Annotated in this window: 14 protein-coding genes; 13 read left to right on the top strand and 1 reads right to left on the bottom strand. The window is 73.0% G+C overall.

Going from position 1 to position 16058, the window contains the following annotated elements; all coding sequences use genetic code 11:
• Window positions 1-1356 precede the first annotated feature (1356 nt).
• The 9 genes from ACJ73U_RS34480 to ACJ73U_RS34440 are packed head-to-tail and all read left to right on the top strand — an operon-like array spanning window position 1357 to window position 10205.
• Complete coding sequence (locus ACJ73U_RS34480; RefSeq protein ID WP_407781941.1) at window positions 1357-1659, top strand: hypothetical protein; 303 nt, start codon at window positions 1357-1359, stop codon at window positions 1657-1659.
• A gap of 5 nt (window positions 1660-1664) precedes the next feature.
• The gene (locus tag ACJ73U_RS34475) at window positions 1665-2135 is read left to right on the top strand and encodes a phage tail protein (protein WP_407781940.1); all 471 of its coding nucleotides are present in this window, start codon (window positions 1665-1667) and stop codon (window positions 2133-2135) included.
• The gene (locus ACJ73U_RS34470; RefSeq protein WP_407781939.1) at window positions 2132-2602 is read left to right on the top strand and encodes a phage tail protein; all 471 of its coding nucleotides are present in this window, start codon (window positions 2132-2134) and stop codon (window positions 2600-2602) included. The genes ACJ73U_RS34475 and ACJ73U_RS34470 overlap by 4 nt, the downstream gene beginning before the upstream one ends.
• On the top strand, window positions 2599-3444 hold the full coding sequence (locus ACJ73U_RS34465; protein WP_407781938.1) for a hypothetical protein: 846 nt from the start codon (window positions 2599-2601) through the stop codon (window positions 3442-3444). Before ACJ73U_RS34470 ends, ACJ73U_RS34465 begins: the two co-directional genes overlap by 4 nt.
• 5 nt (window positions 3445-3449) lie before the next feature.
• Window positions 3450-5762, top strand: coding sequence for a phage baseplate assembly protein V (locus ACJ73U_RS34460; RefSeq protein WP_407781942.1), 2313 nt, complete (start codon window positions 3450-3452; stop codon window positions 5760-5762).
• Window positions 5763-5777: 15 nt separating this feature from the next.
• Window positions 5778-6182, top strand: a complete 405-nt coding sequence (locus tag ACJ73U_RS34455; RefSeq protein WP_407781937.1) for a GPW/gp25 family protein — start codon at window positions 5778-5780, stop codon at window positions 6180-6182.
• The gene (locus ACJ73U_RS34450; protein WP_407781936.1) at window positions 6182-8134 is read left to right on the top strand and encodes a putative baseplate assembly protein; all 1953 of its coding nucleotides are present in this window, start codon (window positions 6182-6184) and stop codon (window positions 8132-8134) included. The genes ACJ73U_RS34455 and ACJ73U_RS34450 overlap by 1 nt, the downstream gene beginning before the upstream one ends.
• Window positions 8131-8664, top strand: coding sequence for a phage tail protein (locus ACJ73U_RS34445; RefSeq protein WP_407781935.1), 534 nt, complete (start codon window positions 8131-8133; stop codon window positions 8662-8664). Before ACJ73U_RS34450 ends, ACJ73U_RS34445 begins: the two co-directional genes overlap by 4 nt.
• The gene (locus tag ACJ73U_RS34440; protein ID WP_407781934.1) at window positions 8661-10205 is read left to right on the top strand and encodes an NADase-type glycan-binding domain-containing protein; all 1545 of its coding nucleotides are present in this window, start codon (window positions 8661-8663) and stop codon (window positions 10203-10205) included. The genes ACJ73U_RS34445 and ACJ73U_RS34440 overlap by 4 nt, the downstream gene beginning before the upstream one ends.
• Window positions 10206-10279: 74 nt before the next feature.
• On the opposite strand, the gene ACJ73U_RS34435 is transcribed toward ACJ73U_RS34440, so the two are convergent.
• Window positions 10280-13027 carry a BTAD domain-containing putative transcriptional regulator gene (locus ACJ73U_RS34435; RefSeq protein ID WP_407781933.1) on the bottom strand — a complete coding sequence of 916 codons (2748 nt, stop codon included), beginning with the start codon at window positions 13025-13027 and terminating at the stop codon, window positions 10280-10282.
• Window positions 13028-13307: 280 nt separating this feature from the next.
• Here ACJ73U_RS34435 and ACJ73U_RS34430 point away from each other — a divergent pair, with 280 nt between their 5' ends.
• From ACJ73U_RS34430 to ACJ73U_RS34415, 4 genes are all read left to right on the top strand, one after another.
• On the top strand, window positions 13308-13850 hold the full coding sequence (locus ACJ73U_RS34430) for a hypothetical protein (protein WP_407781932.1): 543 nt from the start codon (window positions 13308-13310) through the stop codon (window positions 13848-13850).
• A gap of 39 nt (window positions 13851-13889) precedes the next feature.
• The gene (locus tag ACJ73U_RS34425) at window positions 13890-14582 is read left to right on the top strand and encodes a hypothetical protein (protein ID WP_407781931.1); all 693 of its coding nucleotides are present in this window, start codon (window positions 13890-13892) and stop codon (window positions 14580-14582) included.
• A 94-nt stretch (window positions 14583-14676) separates the two neighbouring features.
• Window positions 14677-15303: a DNA-binding response regulator gene (locus tag ACJ73U_RS34420; protein WP_407781930.1), complete on the top strand. Its 627-nt coding sequence runs from the start codon at window positions 14677-14679 to the stop codon at window positions 15301-15303.
• A 157-nt stretch (window positions 15304-15460) separates the two neighbouring features.
• Window positions 15461-16058: hypothetical protein (locus ACJ73U_RS34415; RefSeq protein ID WP_407781929.1), on the top strand; the 598-nt coding region annotated here is incomplete at its 3' end.

Raw genomic sequence — 16058 nt, 5'->3', positions numbered from 1 at the left:
TGGGTCGGGGGTTCTGGTTCGGCGGTTGAGCCCGCTTCCGGGGTTGCCGGGACGGTCGGTTCGGTGGCAGGGATCCCGTCGGCGGAGGTGGTTGGGCTGGCGGATGCCCGGGCGGTGGGCCCGGTGGTCGGGTCGGCGTCTCCTTCGGGAGCCGCGTTGACGGGAGGCGCTTCCCGTGGGCTCGGTTCGGCGGCAGGGCTGGGTTCTGGTCCGGGAGCCGAGTCGGTGGTCGGCGTTGGTGGTGCCGGGAACTCGGTCGCGGGGTTGGCCCCGGATCTGGATGGCGGGACGGCAGGGGTGGTTGGTCGTCCGGTGGGGCCGGTGTCCGGGGTGGTCTCCGGATCGGGAGTCGCGTCGGCTGTCGGGGTGCCGGGGCCGGTGTCAGGTTCGGCGGGTGGGCCGGTGCGAGCTGCCGGGACGTTCGGCTCGGTGGCGGGGCTCGCGTCGGGCGACGTGGTCGGGCTGGCGGATGCCAGGGCGATGGGCACTGTGGCTGGGCTTGCCTCGGGTGCGGTGGTTGAGCCGGGAATGGGTCGTGCGGGGCAGCTCGGCTCGTCGGCGGGAGGAGCGTTCGGCCTCGTCAGTGAGTCTCTGCGGGCGGCGGGTTCCGGGGCCGACTCAGGGATGGCTGGTGCGGTGCGGCTCGGCTCGTTGGGGGGAGGTGTCAGTGAGTCTCCGCGGGCGGTGGGTCCCGGAGCCGGCTCGGGGATGGGTGGTGCGGTGCGGCTCGGCTCGTTGGCGGGAGGAGCGTTCGGCTCTGTCAGTGAGTCTCTGCGGGCGGTGGGTTTCGAAGCCGGCTCGGGGATGGGTGGTGGGAGGCAGTTCGGTTCGGCGGCGGGCTTGGTGGGTCGGTCTTCGGGGGCGGCTGTCCCGGGTGAGGGCGCCACGACCGGATTGGCGTCCGGTTCGGTGCTCGACCCGGCTTCGGGTGGTGCGGGCCGGCTCGGTTCGGTGGTTGGTCCGGTCGCGGGGATCAGGCATGCGCCGAGGATGGGTGGTGCGGTCGCGGAACAGGTTTCGGGTCCATCGGGTCGGTCTGTCGATGCCCCGGCGTCCAGGTGGGTGGCTGGTGAGCCGGCGGGTGGTGCCGGTGCGGCTGGAGCCGGGGTCGGCAGGGCGGCGGGACACGTGCGGCCGATGGCCAGGGTGGTGTCACCGTCGGTGGGGGAGTCGGCGGGGCGTGGTGGTCCCGGGTTGACCTCGGGCCTGGTCGCTTCGGTAGTGGAGATGCCGTCGACTACGCGGCCGTCTCGCGTGGACGGTCCCGTGCGGTTGCCTGCTGCCCCTTCTTCGACGCGGGTGCAGTTCGCCGCCGAGGCGACGGCGACGGCCGGCTCCGTCCCCGGTGGACAACACGTGGCTGAACCCCAGCACGAGCCGCCCCGGGAGTCGGCTGTCCCGATCGCGGATGGCCTTCCCTCCTGGCTTGCCACCGCCGACCCGGGAGAGCCGGGCGACGGGGCCGAGGAGGTGCGGGCCGCCATCGCGGAAGCCGTCGAGGAGCTCGGGGACGACCCGCCGCGGCGGTGGATGGATCTCGACGACGTCGACCACTTCGCCGAGGTCGCCAACCGGATCTACAACGAGCTTTCCGCGCGCCTGCGGTTCGACCTGTTGGTCGAGCGGGAGCGGGCCGGCTCACTCATGGATCGGAACTGAACGTCATGACTCAACCAGCCACCCAGGGGGCCACGGGCCTGGCCCTCGCCATGTCGCACCGGTTCGTGGTCACCGCCGGCGCCCGGAACCTGGGGGCCTGGACCAAGGTGTCCGGGCTGTCCGTCGACTGGGACCTCGCCGATCACCGGGTCGGGGACTCCGACCAGTACTTCAAGTACGCGGCCATCCCCAGGTACGGGAAGCTCAGGATCAGCAGGGCGGCCGAGGAGACCGGCACAGCAGCGGTACAGGAGTGGCTCGCCGAGGTGAAGACCAGTGGCGGTACCCCGGAAGAAGGCGGCATCGCCCTGCTGACGTCCGCCGGCGCGCAGGTGGCCGTGTGGGCGTTGCGGGAGATGTTCCCGATCTCCTGGAGCATCAGCGACTTCGACGCCAGCACGTCCAAGGTGGCCGTCGAGACCTTGCAACTCGCCTACTCCGGGTTCCTCACGCCGGGAAGCAGGTACGGCAGATGACCGCACCCCAGCCCGCCATCGGGCTCGCCATGCGGTTCCACGTCCAGATCGACGGGATCGACCTCGGCAGCTGGTCCTCCTGCAAGGGGTTGGACGTCAAGGTCAAGCTCGAACAGCTGCACGACCCCGGCGACTACAGCTACAAGCGCATCCTCTTCGCCGACGTCGAGTACAGCACCGTGAAGCTGGAGCGGGCGGTCGACGCCACCTCCTCGCCGGCGGTGCGGGCCTGGCTCGCCGACCGGCTGAGCCCCTGGAACCAGCCCGGTTCCATGCCCAGCCCGCTGCAGATGTTCGCCGGCGCGGGGACCGCGACCATCACGCTGCTCGACGGCGCCTGGGCGGCCGTCTGCTCCTGGACCCTGCGCAACGTCTACCCGGCCGGCTGGACCGGCCCGACGCTCAAGGCCGACGGCAAGGGTGTCGCGATCGAACAGCTCGAGCTCGCACACGAGGGGTTCCTATGAGTTTGTTCTCCACGTTCGCCGGCGGCGCGCTGACCGCGGGGTCGCTGGCCGCCGGCAACGCGAAGGCCATGCTGGTGCCCGAGACCTTCGGCCTGCCGGTCGTCTTCGACGTCAACCCCAAGTCCGTCGACGTGAAGCGCAAGGCCAAGAGCCAGGGCAACAAGGGCACGGTGGCCAACCCGCTCAACATGTCCGCGCAGGCAACCTCCGCCGTGCAGCTGAAGCTGTCCGACGCCCGGCTCGTCGGCGCGCTCAACACCCGCTCCTCCGTCGAGACGCTCCTGGAGTGGGCCGAGCCCAAACCCGTCATCACGATGGGCTCGGTCGTGGGCGCCGCCGCCGAGGTCGTGACCTCGACGGCGGCGACCGCGCGGGCGGCGCTCGGCGGCGCGGCGGCCAGCCCGGCGCTCACCCGCACCCCCGGCATCGGCGGCGTCTCACTGAACAAGACCTACGAGCTGCCGGTCCTGCTGTTCATGTGGGGCATCGGCGGCCCGGTCGGCGGGGGCGCCAAGGTGCAGCTGACCGAGCTGAAGGCCAGCTACGTCCGGTTCGACTGGACCGGCATGCCCGTGATGGCGAAGCTCGAGATGACGCTCGAGATGTACGAGCAGGAGCTCGACTTCACCAACCCGTCCTCCGGCGGCGTGCCCGGCCGCTCGCAACACCTGCTGGCCGACGGCGAGAACGTCATCGGCGTCGCCACCGCCAAGTACGGCACGCCGCACGCCTGGCGCGCGGTCGCCGAGGCCAACGGGCTCGACGACCCGCTCCGCGTCCGGTCCGGCCGGGTGCTGCACCTCCCCGGCCCCAGCGAGCTCGGCCAGGAGGTGGCCACGTGACCGGGATGTTCGACGCGCCCAACCCCATCGCCAACGCCGAGCGGTCGGTCCGCGCGACCGTGCTGGTCAACTCGCGGCCGCTCCCGCCCGGCGCCGACAACCGGATCATCCGCGTGGTGGTGGACAACGACGTGACGCTACCCGGCATGGCCGAGGTGACCTTCCTGGACAGCGACGGCAGGAGCACCGCGCTCGCCGGCATCGCGATCGGGGCCGAGCTGACCGTCGTCGGCGGCGCGGCGAGCGGCGGCGTCGCGCGGCCGCTCGTGGTCGCCGAGATCACCGCCATCGAGGGGCTGATCGACGGGCTCACCGTGAAGACGGTGGTGCGCGGGTACTCCGGCGCGCACCGCCTGCAACGCGCCAGGCGCAGTCGCAGCTTCCTCAACGTCACCGACGCGGACGTGGCCCGCCAGCTCGCGCTCGGCGCCGGGCTGTCCATCGGCGTCATCGTCCCGACCACCACCACTCACGCCTACCTCCCGCAGGTCGACCAGACCGACTGGGAGTTCCTCTCCGCGCGGGCGAGGGAGATCGGCTACGAGGTCGGGGTCGCGAACGGCCTGTTCCACTTCCGGCCGCTCGGCGACTCGCCGTCGTCGGCGGGCGGTGGGCTCGGGGGCGTGGCCGTCGGCGCGGTCTCGGCCGCGGTGACCGCGGCGACGAGCGTGACCGTGTCCTACCCGAGCGAGCTGCTGAGCTTCCGGCCCCGCGTCAGCGCCGGCAACCTGACCCCGGACGTCGAGGTGCGGGTGTGGGACCCGATGACCCGCCAGGCCTACGCACAGCCCGCGACGCTGCCCGCCGGCGCCGCGCCGAGCCCCGCCCAGCTGGGTGGTCAGTTCGCCGGCGGGCTGGCGGCGGTCGGGAACGCCCTGCTGGCAGGCGATGTCAGCGGTGCGGTGAGCGCGGCCGGTACCGCGGCGCTGGGCAGCGCCATGGACACGGCCACGACCGGCACGGCGGGCGGCGTGCTCGGCTCCCCGGTCGGCTACCTGGGCCCGACGCCGAGCCCGACCGCGCACGTGATGGTGGACCGCCCGCTCGCGAACGCCACGACCATGGCGACCACCGGACCGATGGTCGCGAGCGCACTGGGCGGGGCACTCGGCAGCACCTACGCCGAGGCGGAGGGGGTGTCCAAAGGGGACGCGCTCATCCAGCCCGGCACGATGCTCACCGTCGAAGGCGTGCCGACCCCGTTCGCCGGGCAGTGGCGGGTCTCCCGCGCCCGGCACGTCTTCGACGACAGCGAGCACGGCTACCGCACGATCTTCTCCGCGCACGGCAGCCAGGACCGCACGATCCTCGGCCTCACCGGCAAGGCGGCCGCCCGGCCGGCGCGACGGGCCCTGCTCGACGGCGTCGTGTGCGGGGTCGTCAGCAACTGCGCCGACCCGCTCGGCAAGGGCCGGGTGAAGGTCACGCTGCCGTGGCTCGCGCCGGACTTCGAGACCGACTGGGCGCCCAACGTCCAGTTCTGCTCGGGACAACGCGGCGGCGCGATGTTCATGCCGGAGGTCGGCGACGAGGTACTGGTGTCCTTCGAGCTCGGCGACCCGCGCAGGCCGTATGTGCTCGGCGCGATGATGAACAACCTCACCGCGTGGAGCGTGGCCGCCGCCGGACCCATGGCGGCGGGCGGGCTCGCCGGTCTCGGGGACGCGGGCGCCATGATGGCGGGCCAGCTCGCCGGCGCGGCCATCGGCAGCGCCATGCTCGGCCCGGCGGGCGGCATGATCGGCGGCGCGATCGGTGCGGAGGCGGGCGTCGAGGTGATGGACGAGGTGGAGCAGTCGCTCGACGGGAGCGTGCTCGCCCCCGGGATGCTCACCGAGGTCCACCACCGCGGGATCGTCTCCAGCACCGGCAACGCGCTCGTCTTCTACGACGTGCCACCACCGCTCGCCGCGCCGACGACGAGCGACGTGACCGCCGCGACCGGTATGACGTCCACAGCGGACGCCGGCGGCGGCACCGGGCCTGCCGCGAGCACGCCGTCACTGGTGCCGCCGTTGGCGTCCGCGGTGCGGCTCGGCTCGCAGAAGGGCGAGATGGGCGTGACCGTCGACCAGGTCAACGGCGGCGTGACCATCTCGGCGAAACCGGTGCTCGGCGTGACCACCATGCCGGTGCCGAACATCGACATCGCGGCGGAGAACGGCTTCGTCAACATCGGCTGCGGTGAGAGCGGCACGATGATGATCGACGGTGGGATGAACCTCCTCATCAAGTCGGCCACCGCCGTCACGATCCAGGCACCGACGATCAACCTGCTCGGCCTGCCGCTGGTGAACGGCATCCCCATCCCGCTATGACACCTGGAGTCCACTGTGGAGCACGACTTCGTCGGCCGGGGCTGGACGTTCCCCTTCGACGTCACCGCGAACGGCACCATCGCCACCGTCGGCGGCGCCCGCAAGCTGGAGCAGGCGATGACGCTCGTGCTGTCGACCTACCCCGGCGAGCGGCCCTTCCGGCCCGCGTTCGGTTCCCGGCTGCGGGACTTCGTGTACGAGGCGGCGTCGGACCTGGTGTTCGCGCGCATCGAGCACGAGGTCCGGGAGAGCCTGACCATGTGGGAGCCCCGCTCGGTGGTGTCCGGCGTGGCCGTCCGGCAGGAACCGGGCCAGGACAACCTGCTGCACATCGACATCAGCTACGTGATCAAGGGCGAGAACGACCAGCGCAACCTCGTCTACCCCTTCTACACGATCCCCGAGGAAGGCAGCGACTGATGGTTCTGCCAGCGCCAGAGCTCGACGACCGCCGGTTCCAGGAGTTCGTCGACGACGCGAAGCGGTACGTGCAGCGCCGGTGTCCGGAGTGGACGGACCACAACGTGTCCGACCCCGGCGTCACGCTGATCGAGACGTTCGCGTTCATGACCGAGCAGCTGTGCTACCGGCTCAACCGGGTGCCGGACCGGCTGTACGTGAAGTTCCTCGAGCTGCTCGGGGTGCGGATGCTGCCGCCGACCCCGGCGCGGGTGCCGGTCACGTTCTGGTTGTCGACCCCGGCGCACAGCCCGCTCGTGATCCGGGCCGGCACGAAGGTCGCGACCACCCGCACCGAGAGCGACGAGTCGGTCGTGTTCTCCACGCTCGCCGACCTGACCGTGGTGCCGGCGGCGATCTCGGCGATCCGGCGGGTCACCGGCGCCGGGGTGGGCAGCGAGGACGAGACCACCGCATTCGAGCTCGGCGAACGGTTCTCGGCGTTCAGCGAGCCACCCGAGGTCGGGGACGCGCTGCTGATCGGCCTGCCGGACCCCGTGCCCGGCTGCGCGGTCCGCGTGGACTTCAACGGGGTCACCGAGGGCGTCGGCGTGAACCCGAAGCACCCGCCGCTGGTGTGGGAGGCGTGGACCGGCGGCGACTGGACCGAGTGCGAGGTGACCACCGACGAGACGGGTGGGCTCAACTCCTCCGGCCGGATCGTCGTGCACGTGCCTCCCACCCACGAGGTGCGGCTGATCGACGAGCAGCGGGCTGGGTGGCTGCGGGTGCGGGTGGTCGAACCCCTGCCGGGGCAACCGGCCTACAGCGCCTCGCCGATCGTGCGCGGGCTCGCCGCCGGCACCGTCGGCGGCACCGCCGAGGCCGTGCACGCGGAGATCCGCGAGTTCGAGGAGGTCGGCGAGTCCGACGGGATCCCGGCGCAGCGGTTCCCGCTCGCGCGCACGCCGGTGCTGGCCGGCGCGTTCGAGGCGGTGGTCGAGGTCGGCACCGACACCGGGTGGGAACGCTGGACGCAGGTGGAGAACTTCGCGGGAAGCAAGCCGGACGACCGGCACGTCGTGGTGGACGGGGTCGCGGGCGAGGTCGAGTTCGGACCGGCCGTCCGTACCGAGGACCGGTCGCTGCGCCAGTACGGCGCGGTGCCACCGCCCGGCGCGACGATCAGGATGAACCGGTACTACACCGGCGGCGGCATGCTCGGCAACGTCGCCCGGCACGCGGTCACCACGCTCAAGAGCTCCATCCCGTTCGTGTCCGGGGTGGTGAACCTGCACCCCGCGCACGGCGGCGTCGACGGGGAGAGTCTCGCGGAGGCCAAGGCACGCGGGCCGATCATGCTGCGGACCCGCAGCCGGGCGGTCACCGCGGAGGACTACGAGGCGATCGCGCGGGAGGCGGCGCCGGAGGTCGCCAGGGTGCACTGCCTCACCGCGGGGGAGGACGACGTGTCGCACGGCGCGGTCAAGGTGCTCGTGGTGCCGGCCGTCGCCCAGCGCGGCGGGCAGATCCCGTTCGCGGACCTGGTTCCCGCCCCCGGGACGCTCGAGCGGATCGGCGCCCGGCTCGACGACGTGCGGCTCGTCGGGACGCGGGTGCTGGTGGAGCCGCCGCGGTACCGCGGCATCACCGTGGTCGCCCGGCTGGTCGCCCGCACCCGGCTGGACCCGGACGAGATCCGCGAGCGGGCGCTGAGGTCCCTGTACGGCTTCCTCAACCCGCTGACCGGCGGTGAGGACGCCACCGGGTGGCCGTTCGGTCGGCGGGTCAGCCACGGCGAGGTCTTCGCGCTGCTGCAGTCGGTCCGGGGCGTCGACGTGGTGGAGGACCTGCGCATGTACGGCGCCAACCCGGTCACCGGTGAACGTGGTGCCGAGGTGACGCGGCTGCCGGTCGGGCTCGGCGGGCTCGCGTACTCCTACGACCACCAGGTGCGGGTGGAGCGGTCATGACGGTCTTCGGCACGCTCCCGAGCCCGTACCCGCTGATCCGGTACCTGCCGGCGGTGTTCGGCGAGGACCCCTTCGCGGTCCGGTTCACCGCCGCCTTCGACGACGTGCTGGCCACCATGGTCAACCCGATCGACTGCGTCCACGCCTACGTCGACCCGCTGCTCGCGCCGGAGCCGTTCGTCGACTGGCTCGCGAGCTGGCTCGGCGTGGTGCTCGACGAGAGCTGGCCGCTGTCCGCGCGCCGGGCGGTGATCGCCGAGGCCGTCGACCTGTTCCGGATGCGCGGCACCATGGCGGGTCTGCGCCGGCACCTCTCGGTCGTCGTGGCCGGTGAGGTGTCCATTGTGGAGAGTGGGGGCGTCTCGGTGTCCGTGCGGCCCCGGCCCGACCCGCCGACGGACGTCGAGCACTGGGTGCGGGTGCAGGTGCGGCCCCGGTACCCGGACGCGGTGTCGGAGGCGGCGGTGGAGGCCGTCATCCGCGCGGCGAAGCCGGTGCACGTGGTGCACAGCCTGGAGGTGATCCCGTGATCGTCTGCACGATGTGCGGCAACCACAACGACGACATGGCCGCGTTCTGCGGTGACTGCGGGCGGTTCCTGGAGTGGAACGGGGAGAAGCTCGCGCCACCGCCGGAGGTGGTGGTCGTGGTCGAGGAGCCGCCCGCGCCGCCCGTGGTGCGGCTGCGGTGGTGGCAGCGCTGGTGGGCGGCCGTCAGGTCGAGGCTGCCCAACCGGACCTACGTCGAGCCGCGGCGGTCGAACGCCGCCGTGGTCGCGGCGTGGGCGGGGGAGTCGGAGCCGCCGCCGGAACCGGCCACACCGCCACCGCCACCCGCCGCGAAGCCCCCGCCACCGCCACCCGGCGCGAAACCACCCCCGCCACCGCCGGGCGCGAAGGCCCCGCCGCCACCACCCGGCGCGAAGGCACCCCCGCCACCGCCGGGTGCGAAGGTGCCGCCGCCTCCTGGAGCGAAGGCACCCCCGCCGCCGGCGGGTGCCAAGGTGCCGCCGCCATCTGGTGCGAAGGCACCCCCGCCGCCACCTGGAACCAAAGCGCCGCCACCGCCACCCGGTGCGAAGGCCCCGCCCCCTCCGCCAGGTGCGAAGGCGCCGCCGCCCCCACCGGGTGCGAAGGCGGCGGCCGCCGCGACGGAACCCGAGGCGCCGGCCGTCGATCCCACACTCGTCGCCGCGCTTGCCGTGCCGGTCAGTGGGGCGGCCGAGAACCGGCTCGACGAGTCGCCGCCCGAGGTGCGGCCCGCGCCGGTCATCAAGAAGACCAGGGCGGTGGTGCGGACGAAGCCGAGCAGGCGGCTGGAGCCCGGCGACCTCGTCTGCGCCACCTGCGGCGAGGGCAACGCCGAGACCCGCAACTTCTGCAGCCGCTGCGGTGAGAGCCTCGCCGACGCCGGGATGGTGCGGGAGAAGTGGTGGCGCAGGTTGTTCCGCCGCCGCAAGCACCACCCCGCCGGCACGCGGCCGGGGCAGAAGGGCACCAGGGAGCACCGGGTGTTCATCCGGTCGGTCCAGTTCCGGCGGGTGCGGGCGTTCCTGCTCGTGTTCCTGGTGCTGCTGACCGTCATCTTCGCCGTCTACCCGCCGCTGCGCGCGACCGTGCGGGACAACGCCGTCGCGCTCTACCACAAGATCGTGCCGACACTGGAACCGATCAGGCCCATCGCGGTGCGGGCCACCAGCGCGCGCCCCGGTCACGGGTCGGAGCTGCTGTGGGACACCTACGACAACACCTACTGGGCCGCCGACGTGGGTGGCCGCCGGGTGTCGGTCACGTTCCGGTTCGACGACAGCCACCTGCTGCGCAGCATCATCCTGTACGCCGGCGCCAGCGAGGCCTTCGCGGCGAACGGGCGCCCGTCGATCCTCCGGCTCACCTACAACACGAGACGTACCGAGAACGTCCTCCCGCAGGACACCAACCAACCGCAGACCCTCGACCTGCGTAACACCACACTGGTCAGCTCGGTCACGATCGACATCGTCGACGTCTACGACGGCGCCGAGGCCGCCACCGTGGCGATCAGCGAGATCGAGTTCTTCGCGCTCAGCTGAGCGACGGCCGAGCACTCGGTCGAGGACTCGGTCGAGGACTCAGCTGGGCACTCGGCCGAGTGCCCAGCTGACTGTCACGCCTCGTCGGCGAGCAGTGCCTGGCAGGCCAGCCGCGTCCGCAGCGCGGCGGCGTGGCTGCCCGCCCGGTCCCGCGCCTCCGACATCAACTGCCAGATCCTGGTGTCCAACTCGTCGATGGCGAGCGCCCGCTCACACGCGGCCACCGCGGCGGCGGCGTCGTCCCGGTCGAGTGCGGCGCGGGCCAGCGCGACCGCCACCCCGACGGCCTGACTGCGCAGGGCTTCCCTGCGCGCCAGTACCCATTCCGCAGGCCCTTCCTCGGCGAGCAGCTCACCGCCGTACAGGTCCAGTACCTCCTGACCCGCCGCCGTGCTCCTGCTGGTGCGCCAGCGGTCCACCGCTTCGGCGAACTCGACGTGGTCGACCGTGCTGCCCGGTGGCAGTCGCAGCAGGTAGGCGCTGCCGTGCCGGACCACCCCGTACGCGGTCCCGTCGAGCCGGTCCCGCAGGAGCGTGCGCAGGCTGGAGATCGCCACGTGCAGCCGGTGCTTTGCCTGTTTCAGCGAGGAGTCCGGCCAGAGCGCGGTCACCAGCCGCTCGTCGTGCACCGGCTGGCCGTAGTTCATCGCGAGCACGCGCAGCACCCGCCGCGCCTGGGCACGCAGGCCGCCGAGGTCGAGGTCCGTGCCCGCCACGGTGATGGTGAAGGCGCCGAGGCAGCGGACGGTGACCGGCGCGGCGGACGGCTCGACCGCCGCCACGGCGGGCGTGCCGAGGATCGGCGCCCGGAACACGACCAGCAGGCTGTCGTGGTGGCGGATCGTGCGGCGCAGCGCGGGATCGGTGAGCAGTCGCGCGAGCTCCGCCTCGTAGGCGGCCAGGCGTGGGTCATCGAGGCGGGCCAGCTCGCCGCAGAGGAACTTGGTGAACCAGGTCTGCGGCACCCGCATGCCGTGCCGCGCGGTGAGGTCCAGCAGGAACAGCAGCACGTCCAGCGCGTCCGGCCCGAACCGCAGCCGGGCGATGGTCAGCACGAACCCGGCGATCAGCGCGCCCCAGTCGTCGTCGCTGTCGCGGCACTCGTCGAGCACCGCCTCGGCCTCCGCGATCCGGTCACCGTCCACAAGGGACATCGCGGCGCGGGCAAGGCGGGCGAGCCACATCCAGCCGGTGCGCTCCGCGGCCGTGGCCAGCTCGACGAACTGGGCGACGCTGCCGGTGCCGGACGCCATCGCCGCGACCGCGGCCGCGGTGATCTCCCCGGCCAGCGGGACGAACGAGGTCCGGTCCGCCGGCAGCTCCTTCGCGAGCGTCAGCACCAGCTCCGGGTCGCCGTCGAGCACCCCGGCCACCATCCGCGCCATCGTCCACGCCGGGGTCAGCGCCGGCACGCCGCGCGCGAGCAGCCGCGCCGGGCTGCTGCGGCCCGCCTCGGCGATGTAGGCGCTGACGTCGTCGACGAGCGGGTCCGCCACCCGGTCGCCGGACCCGAGCCACGTCGCGACCGCCGACCGTTCCAGCGAGCACTGCCAGCGCAGCCGGGGGTCGGTCAGCCGGTCCTCCGCGTCGAGGTAGCGGTCGAACGCCGGGGAGAACCGGCCGAGCCCACGCAGCCGCCGCGCGTCCGCGAGCGCGACCAGCGGGTCGTCCTCGAACAGGATGGCGGGCAGCTGGCTCGACACGCCGAGACCGCTCGGGTGCGCGCTGAACCGGTGCAACACCGCCGAGGCGGCCAGCCAGTCGTCCGCGCGGGCGTGGCTGCGGAACGACTCCGGCCAGTGCCCAGCGTCGGACAGGTGCACGGCGGCGGTCCGGTACGCGCGACGGGTGAGCTGCGCGCCGAGCAGCACGGGCAGCCGCTGTTCGAGGAACTGTTGCAGTAGGACGTGGAACCGGTAGGTGCTCGGCTGCCCGGCCACGGGGAAGGTGAACGCCTGCCGCGCGGCCAGCTCCGCGAGCGCCTCGGCGCTGTCGTCCCGGTCGAGCACGAGGTCGCACAGCGCGGGGTCGAGCAGCCCGAGCGGGGCGACGCCGGTCATGAACTCCCGCAGGCGCGCCGGGAGCGGCTCGAGCACCCGCGTGGTGAGGAACTCGGTGATCCTGGCCGAGGCCACGGCGGGCCGCGCGAACGCGGCGGCCCGTTCCGCGCCGGACATCAGCACGGTCTCCAGGTGCATCAGTCGGATCGCGATCGGCAGCCCCTCCACCCGCGTGCACAACGCCGCCGCCGAGTCGGGGGAGAGCCGCACCCGGTACACGGTCCGGAACAGCTCCTCGATCTCCCACGTCCGCATCCGCAGATCCGCGTAGTCCACGCGCGGTGCCGCCAGCCCGCCGCGCACCGGCAGCCCGCCGTCCCGGCCGGCGAGCACGAACGACACCGACGACGGTGCCTCCTCGACCAGTTCCGCGAGCACGCACTGCGCCTGCGTTCCGCTGAGGTGGTCGGCGTCGTCCACGTGCACCACGACCGGGCCGTCCTCGGCGTCGGCGAGCAGGTCCAACACCGCGGCCACGTCCGTCCCCGTCCCGCCCAGGGCGGCGGCGACCCGGGCGGCGAACCCGGCGGCCGACCCGTCGCCGCCCGTGGACACCAGCGGGTTGCCCGTGCGTGCCGCGTGCTGGCGCAGCAGCACGGACTTGCCGGCACCGGCGGGCGCCACCACGTGTGCGACCCGGGAGGCGCTGACCGTGGCGAGCTTCGCGAGCGGGGTCTCCCGGTGGATCAGACCGTCCGGCCGGGCCGGGACGCGCTGTCTTCGACTTGCGTGCTGCGGGCCGAGGGCGGCGTCGTTGATCACGGCTGTCAGTCTGCGAGGGTCTGCCGGCACTGTCATGGGGCAGTTCGCCCACCGCGGGCGGGGCAGATGGGCGGACCGCACAGTCGGCGCGGGACCCGTTACCAGTTCGTGGTCCTACCGACGAGACCTGGTTACCGAGCTACTCCGATGGAGTGATTCAGGGGCAGGACAAGCATGGCAGCCGGGGTAGCGCACCGTGCCCCGGGGTGCCCTTCAGCCGGTCCGCGGGTCTGTCCCCTGCCCGGCTGTCCCCGCCGCGAACCTGCCGCATGCTGTCGGCATGGCAGTCAGCGCGGTCCTCCGCGTCACCGAGGTCACCGTCGCGCCCGGCGGCGCCGGCCGGTGCCACGTGCTGGTCCGCAACAACTCGGTGGTGGTCGACCAGTTCGTGTTCACCGTGCGCGGCGACGTCTCGGACTGGACGCAGGTGAAACCCGCGCGGGTCAACCTGATGCCGAACCAGGAGGTCAGCGTCGAGCTCACCTTCAACCCGCCGAGGTCGGCGGAGGTGCTCGCCGGCAGGCACCCCTTCGCGCTGCAGGCGTCCTCCCGCGAGGACCCGGCGGGCTCGGTGGTGCAGGAAGGCGTGGTGCTCGTCGAGAAGTTCACCGAGGTGGCCCTGCAGATCGTGCCGGTCACCTCGACCGGGCGGCGGCGGGGCAGGCACACGCTGGCGGTGGACAACCTCGGCAACCACGAGCACGGGGTCGAGGTCGTCGCGACCGACCCGGACCTGCGGCTCTCGTTCCGGGTGCGGCCGAGGGCGCCCCGCCTGACCCCCGGCAGCGCGACCTTCGTCCGCGTGATCGCCAGGCCGCGCTAGTACTTCTGGAATGGGCGGGACCGGACGCTGCCGTTCGGGGTGCGGGTGCTGCCGCCCGGCGCGGAGCCGGTCGGCGTCGACGCGACCATGGTGCAGCAGCCGTTGGTGCCACGCAGGGTGTTCTGGCTGCTCTCGGGGTTGCTCACGCTGCTGATCGTGCTGTCGATCCTGGTCACCGCACTGCTGCGGCAACGCCCGGTGTCGATAGCCGGGCCGGCCCCGCTGACCGTGCCGGTGTCCTCGCCGGCGTCGACGTCGGCGTCGATGTCGCCCACCACGGCGACCACCTCGTCGCCACCGGCCACCACGACCACGGCGCCGCGCCGGCCCAGCGGCCGGTCGGCGACCGGCGGGTCCGGGGACAGCACGCGGGGCGCGGCCGGGCCGGGGGGCACGGTCGGCACGTCGTTCGTGGTCCGCGCGGACGCCGCACCCGGCATCGCCGGCCGGCCGCAGCTCTTCTCCTACGTGGTGCCGGCGCAGCGGCGGCTGCGGGTGCTGTCGGTCGCGTTGTCCGGCCCCGCCGGGGACACCGGCCGGGTCGAGGTCCGCCACGGCGACACCGTGCTCGGGGTGTTCGACCTGGCCACGCTCCCCGCCGGAGTCCGGCACACGTTCGCCGACCCGCCGCTCGCCGGGCCGGGCGAGCGGATCACCCTCGCCGTCTACTGCGGCAACGCCGACCGCGCCTGCCGGCCGGCGGGTCGGTTCGCCGCCGCTCTCGTGCGTTGAGCGGTCAACGCCGCGCTCAACGCGGCGGCGTTGACGGCTCGTTGAGGCGCCTTCGGATACTGGGTCCATCGCCGGTCTCCGAAGGGAAAGTGCCATGTCGCAGCGCACCGCGGTCCACGTCACCGCGACCGACCCGATCCTGCGCACGGGGGTGGGTTCCCAGCTGCGCGGCAGGCCGGAGGTGACCGTGCTCGGCGAGCAGGACAAGGACACGGCGGCGGTGTGCGTGGTGGTCGCCGACGTGCTCGACGAGCGTGCGCTGCGGCTGGTGCGGGAGAGCCGCGCCGCCGGCACCACCAACGTGGTGGTCGTGCTGTCCACAGTGGACGACTCGGCGCTGTTCGCCGCGATCGAGGCGGGCGCTTGCGGCCTGGTGGCCCGCGCCGAAGCGACCCCGGAGCGGCTCGTCGACGCGGTGGGAAAGGCGGCGGCCAAGGGCGGGGTGCTGTCCCCCGAGCTGGTCGGCCGGCTGCTCGGGCAGGTCAACCGGCTGCAGAACAAGGTGCTGGCGCCGAAAGGCGTGCGGTTCAGCGGCCTGTCCGACCGCGAGGCCACCGTGCTGCGGATGGTCGCGCAGGGCATGGAGGTGCGGGAGATCGCGGAGGAGCTGCGCTACTCCGAGCGAACCATCAAGAACACGATGCACGACGTCGTCGCGCGCTTCCAGCTGCGGAACCGGACCCACGCGGTCGCCTTCGCCATGCGCGAGGGCATGATCTGAGCAAGAATGTCAGTGAATTTCGCGTAGTCGAGTCACCCGTCCGACATTCGCTCGTTAGTCCGTTCGCACTCGGACGAATTCTTTTTCCGGCACAAAGAGGTACTGGGGCTTCGCCGGTGTCCGTGCGCTGGGTGGCGGACGCGAGGAGCGCGCGACGATGACGATCACGTTGGCCCGGTTGCTGTCCGCGGGCTTCTACCCGGGTCACGCGGTGGTGGGGGACAGCTGGATGCTCCGCTCGCCGGTCGGGTCGGTGGTGGTCGCGCCGGACCTGGCGGCCCTCGCCTCCGTCGCGTCGCTGGCGCTGGTGGTGTTCCCCGCGGCCGTGCTGCGCGGTGACGAGAACCGGACGTGCGTCGCGATCAGGATGGCCGCCCGGCGCAACATCGTCGGTCTGGTGCTGGGCCGCCCCGACGGCGCGCTGCCGGAGCGGACCAGGGCGTTGGCCGAGTCGAGCGGGGTCGCGCTGGTGCTGGTCGACCACGACCGTCCGGAAGGGCCCGCGGTGGCCATGGAACGGTTCCTGCGCACGCCGTTGCCGGTGCGCCTCCAGCACCACGTCGCCGCGTACCCGCCCGGCCCGGCGGAGGAGGACGTGCTCGGCGTCGTCGCGCACCGGCTGCGCACCGTCGGCGCGGGGCTGGACGAGATGCTGCGGGTGCTCTCCACCACGTTGCGCAGCAGCGTCGGGCTCGTCATCGCCGGTGGTCGGGTGCTCGCCGGTGACCTCGACGAGGAGGCGCTGTCCGGGCCGG

Origin of the sequence: Actinophytocola sp. (genome assembly GCF_045807065.1) — a bacterium.
Taxonomy (GTDB): domain Bacteria; phylum Actinomycetota; class Actinomycetes; order Mycobacteriales; family Pseudonocardiaceae; genus Actinophytocola.
The sequence above is the reverse complement of the archived record's forward strand: the minus strand, read 5'-3'. Positions and strand labels throughout refer to the sequence as shown.

What these genes read in the sequence shown, in the direction of transcription:
- ACJ73U_RS34470 (WP_407781939.1), top strand. Translation starts at nt 2,132, where the DNA reads ATGACCGCACCCCAGCCCGCCATCGGGCTCGCCATGCGGTTCCACGTC.
- ACJ73U_RS34465 (WP_407781938.1), top strand. Translation starts at nt 2,599, where the DNA reads ATGAGTTTGTTCTCCACGTTCGCCGGCGGCGCGCTGACCGCGGGGTCG.
- ACJ73U_RS34475 (WP_407781940.1), top strand. Translation starts at nt 1,665, where the DNA reads ATGACTCAACCAGCCACCCAGGGGGCCACGGGCCTGGCCCTCGCCATG.
- ACJ73U_RS34420 (WP_407781930.1), top strand. Translation starts at nt 14,677, where the DNA reads ATGTCGCAGCGCACCGCGGTCCACGTCACCGCGACCGACCCGATCCTG.
- ACJ73U_RS34445 (WP_407781935.1), top strand. Translation starts at nt 8,131, where the DNA reads ATGACGGTCTTCGGCACGCTCCCGAGCCCGTACCCGCTGATCCGGTAC.
- ACJ73U_RS34450 (WP_407781936.1), top strand. Translation starts at nt 6,182, where the DNA reads ATGGTTCTGCCAGCGCCAGAGCTCGACGACCGCCGGTTCCAGGAGTTC.
- ACJ73U_RS34460 (WP_407781942.1), top strand. Translation starts at nt 3,450, where the DNA reads ATGTTCGACGCGCCCAACCCCATCGCCAACGCCGAGCGGTCGGTCCGC.
- ACJ73U_RS34430 (WP_407781932.1), top strand. Translation starts at nt 13,308, where the DNA reads ATGGCAGTCAGCGCGGTCCTCCGCGTCACCGAGGTCACCGTCGCGCCC.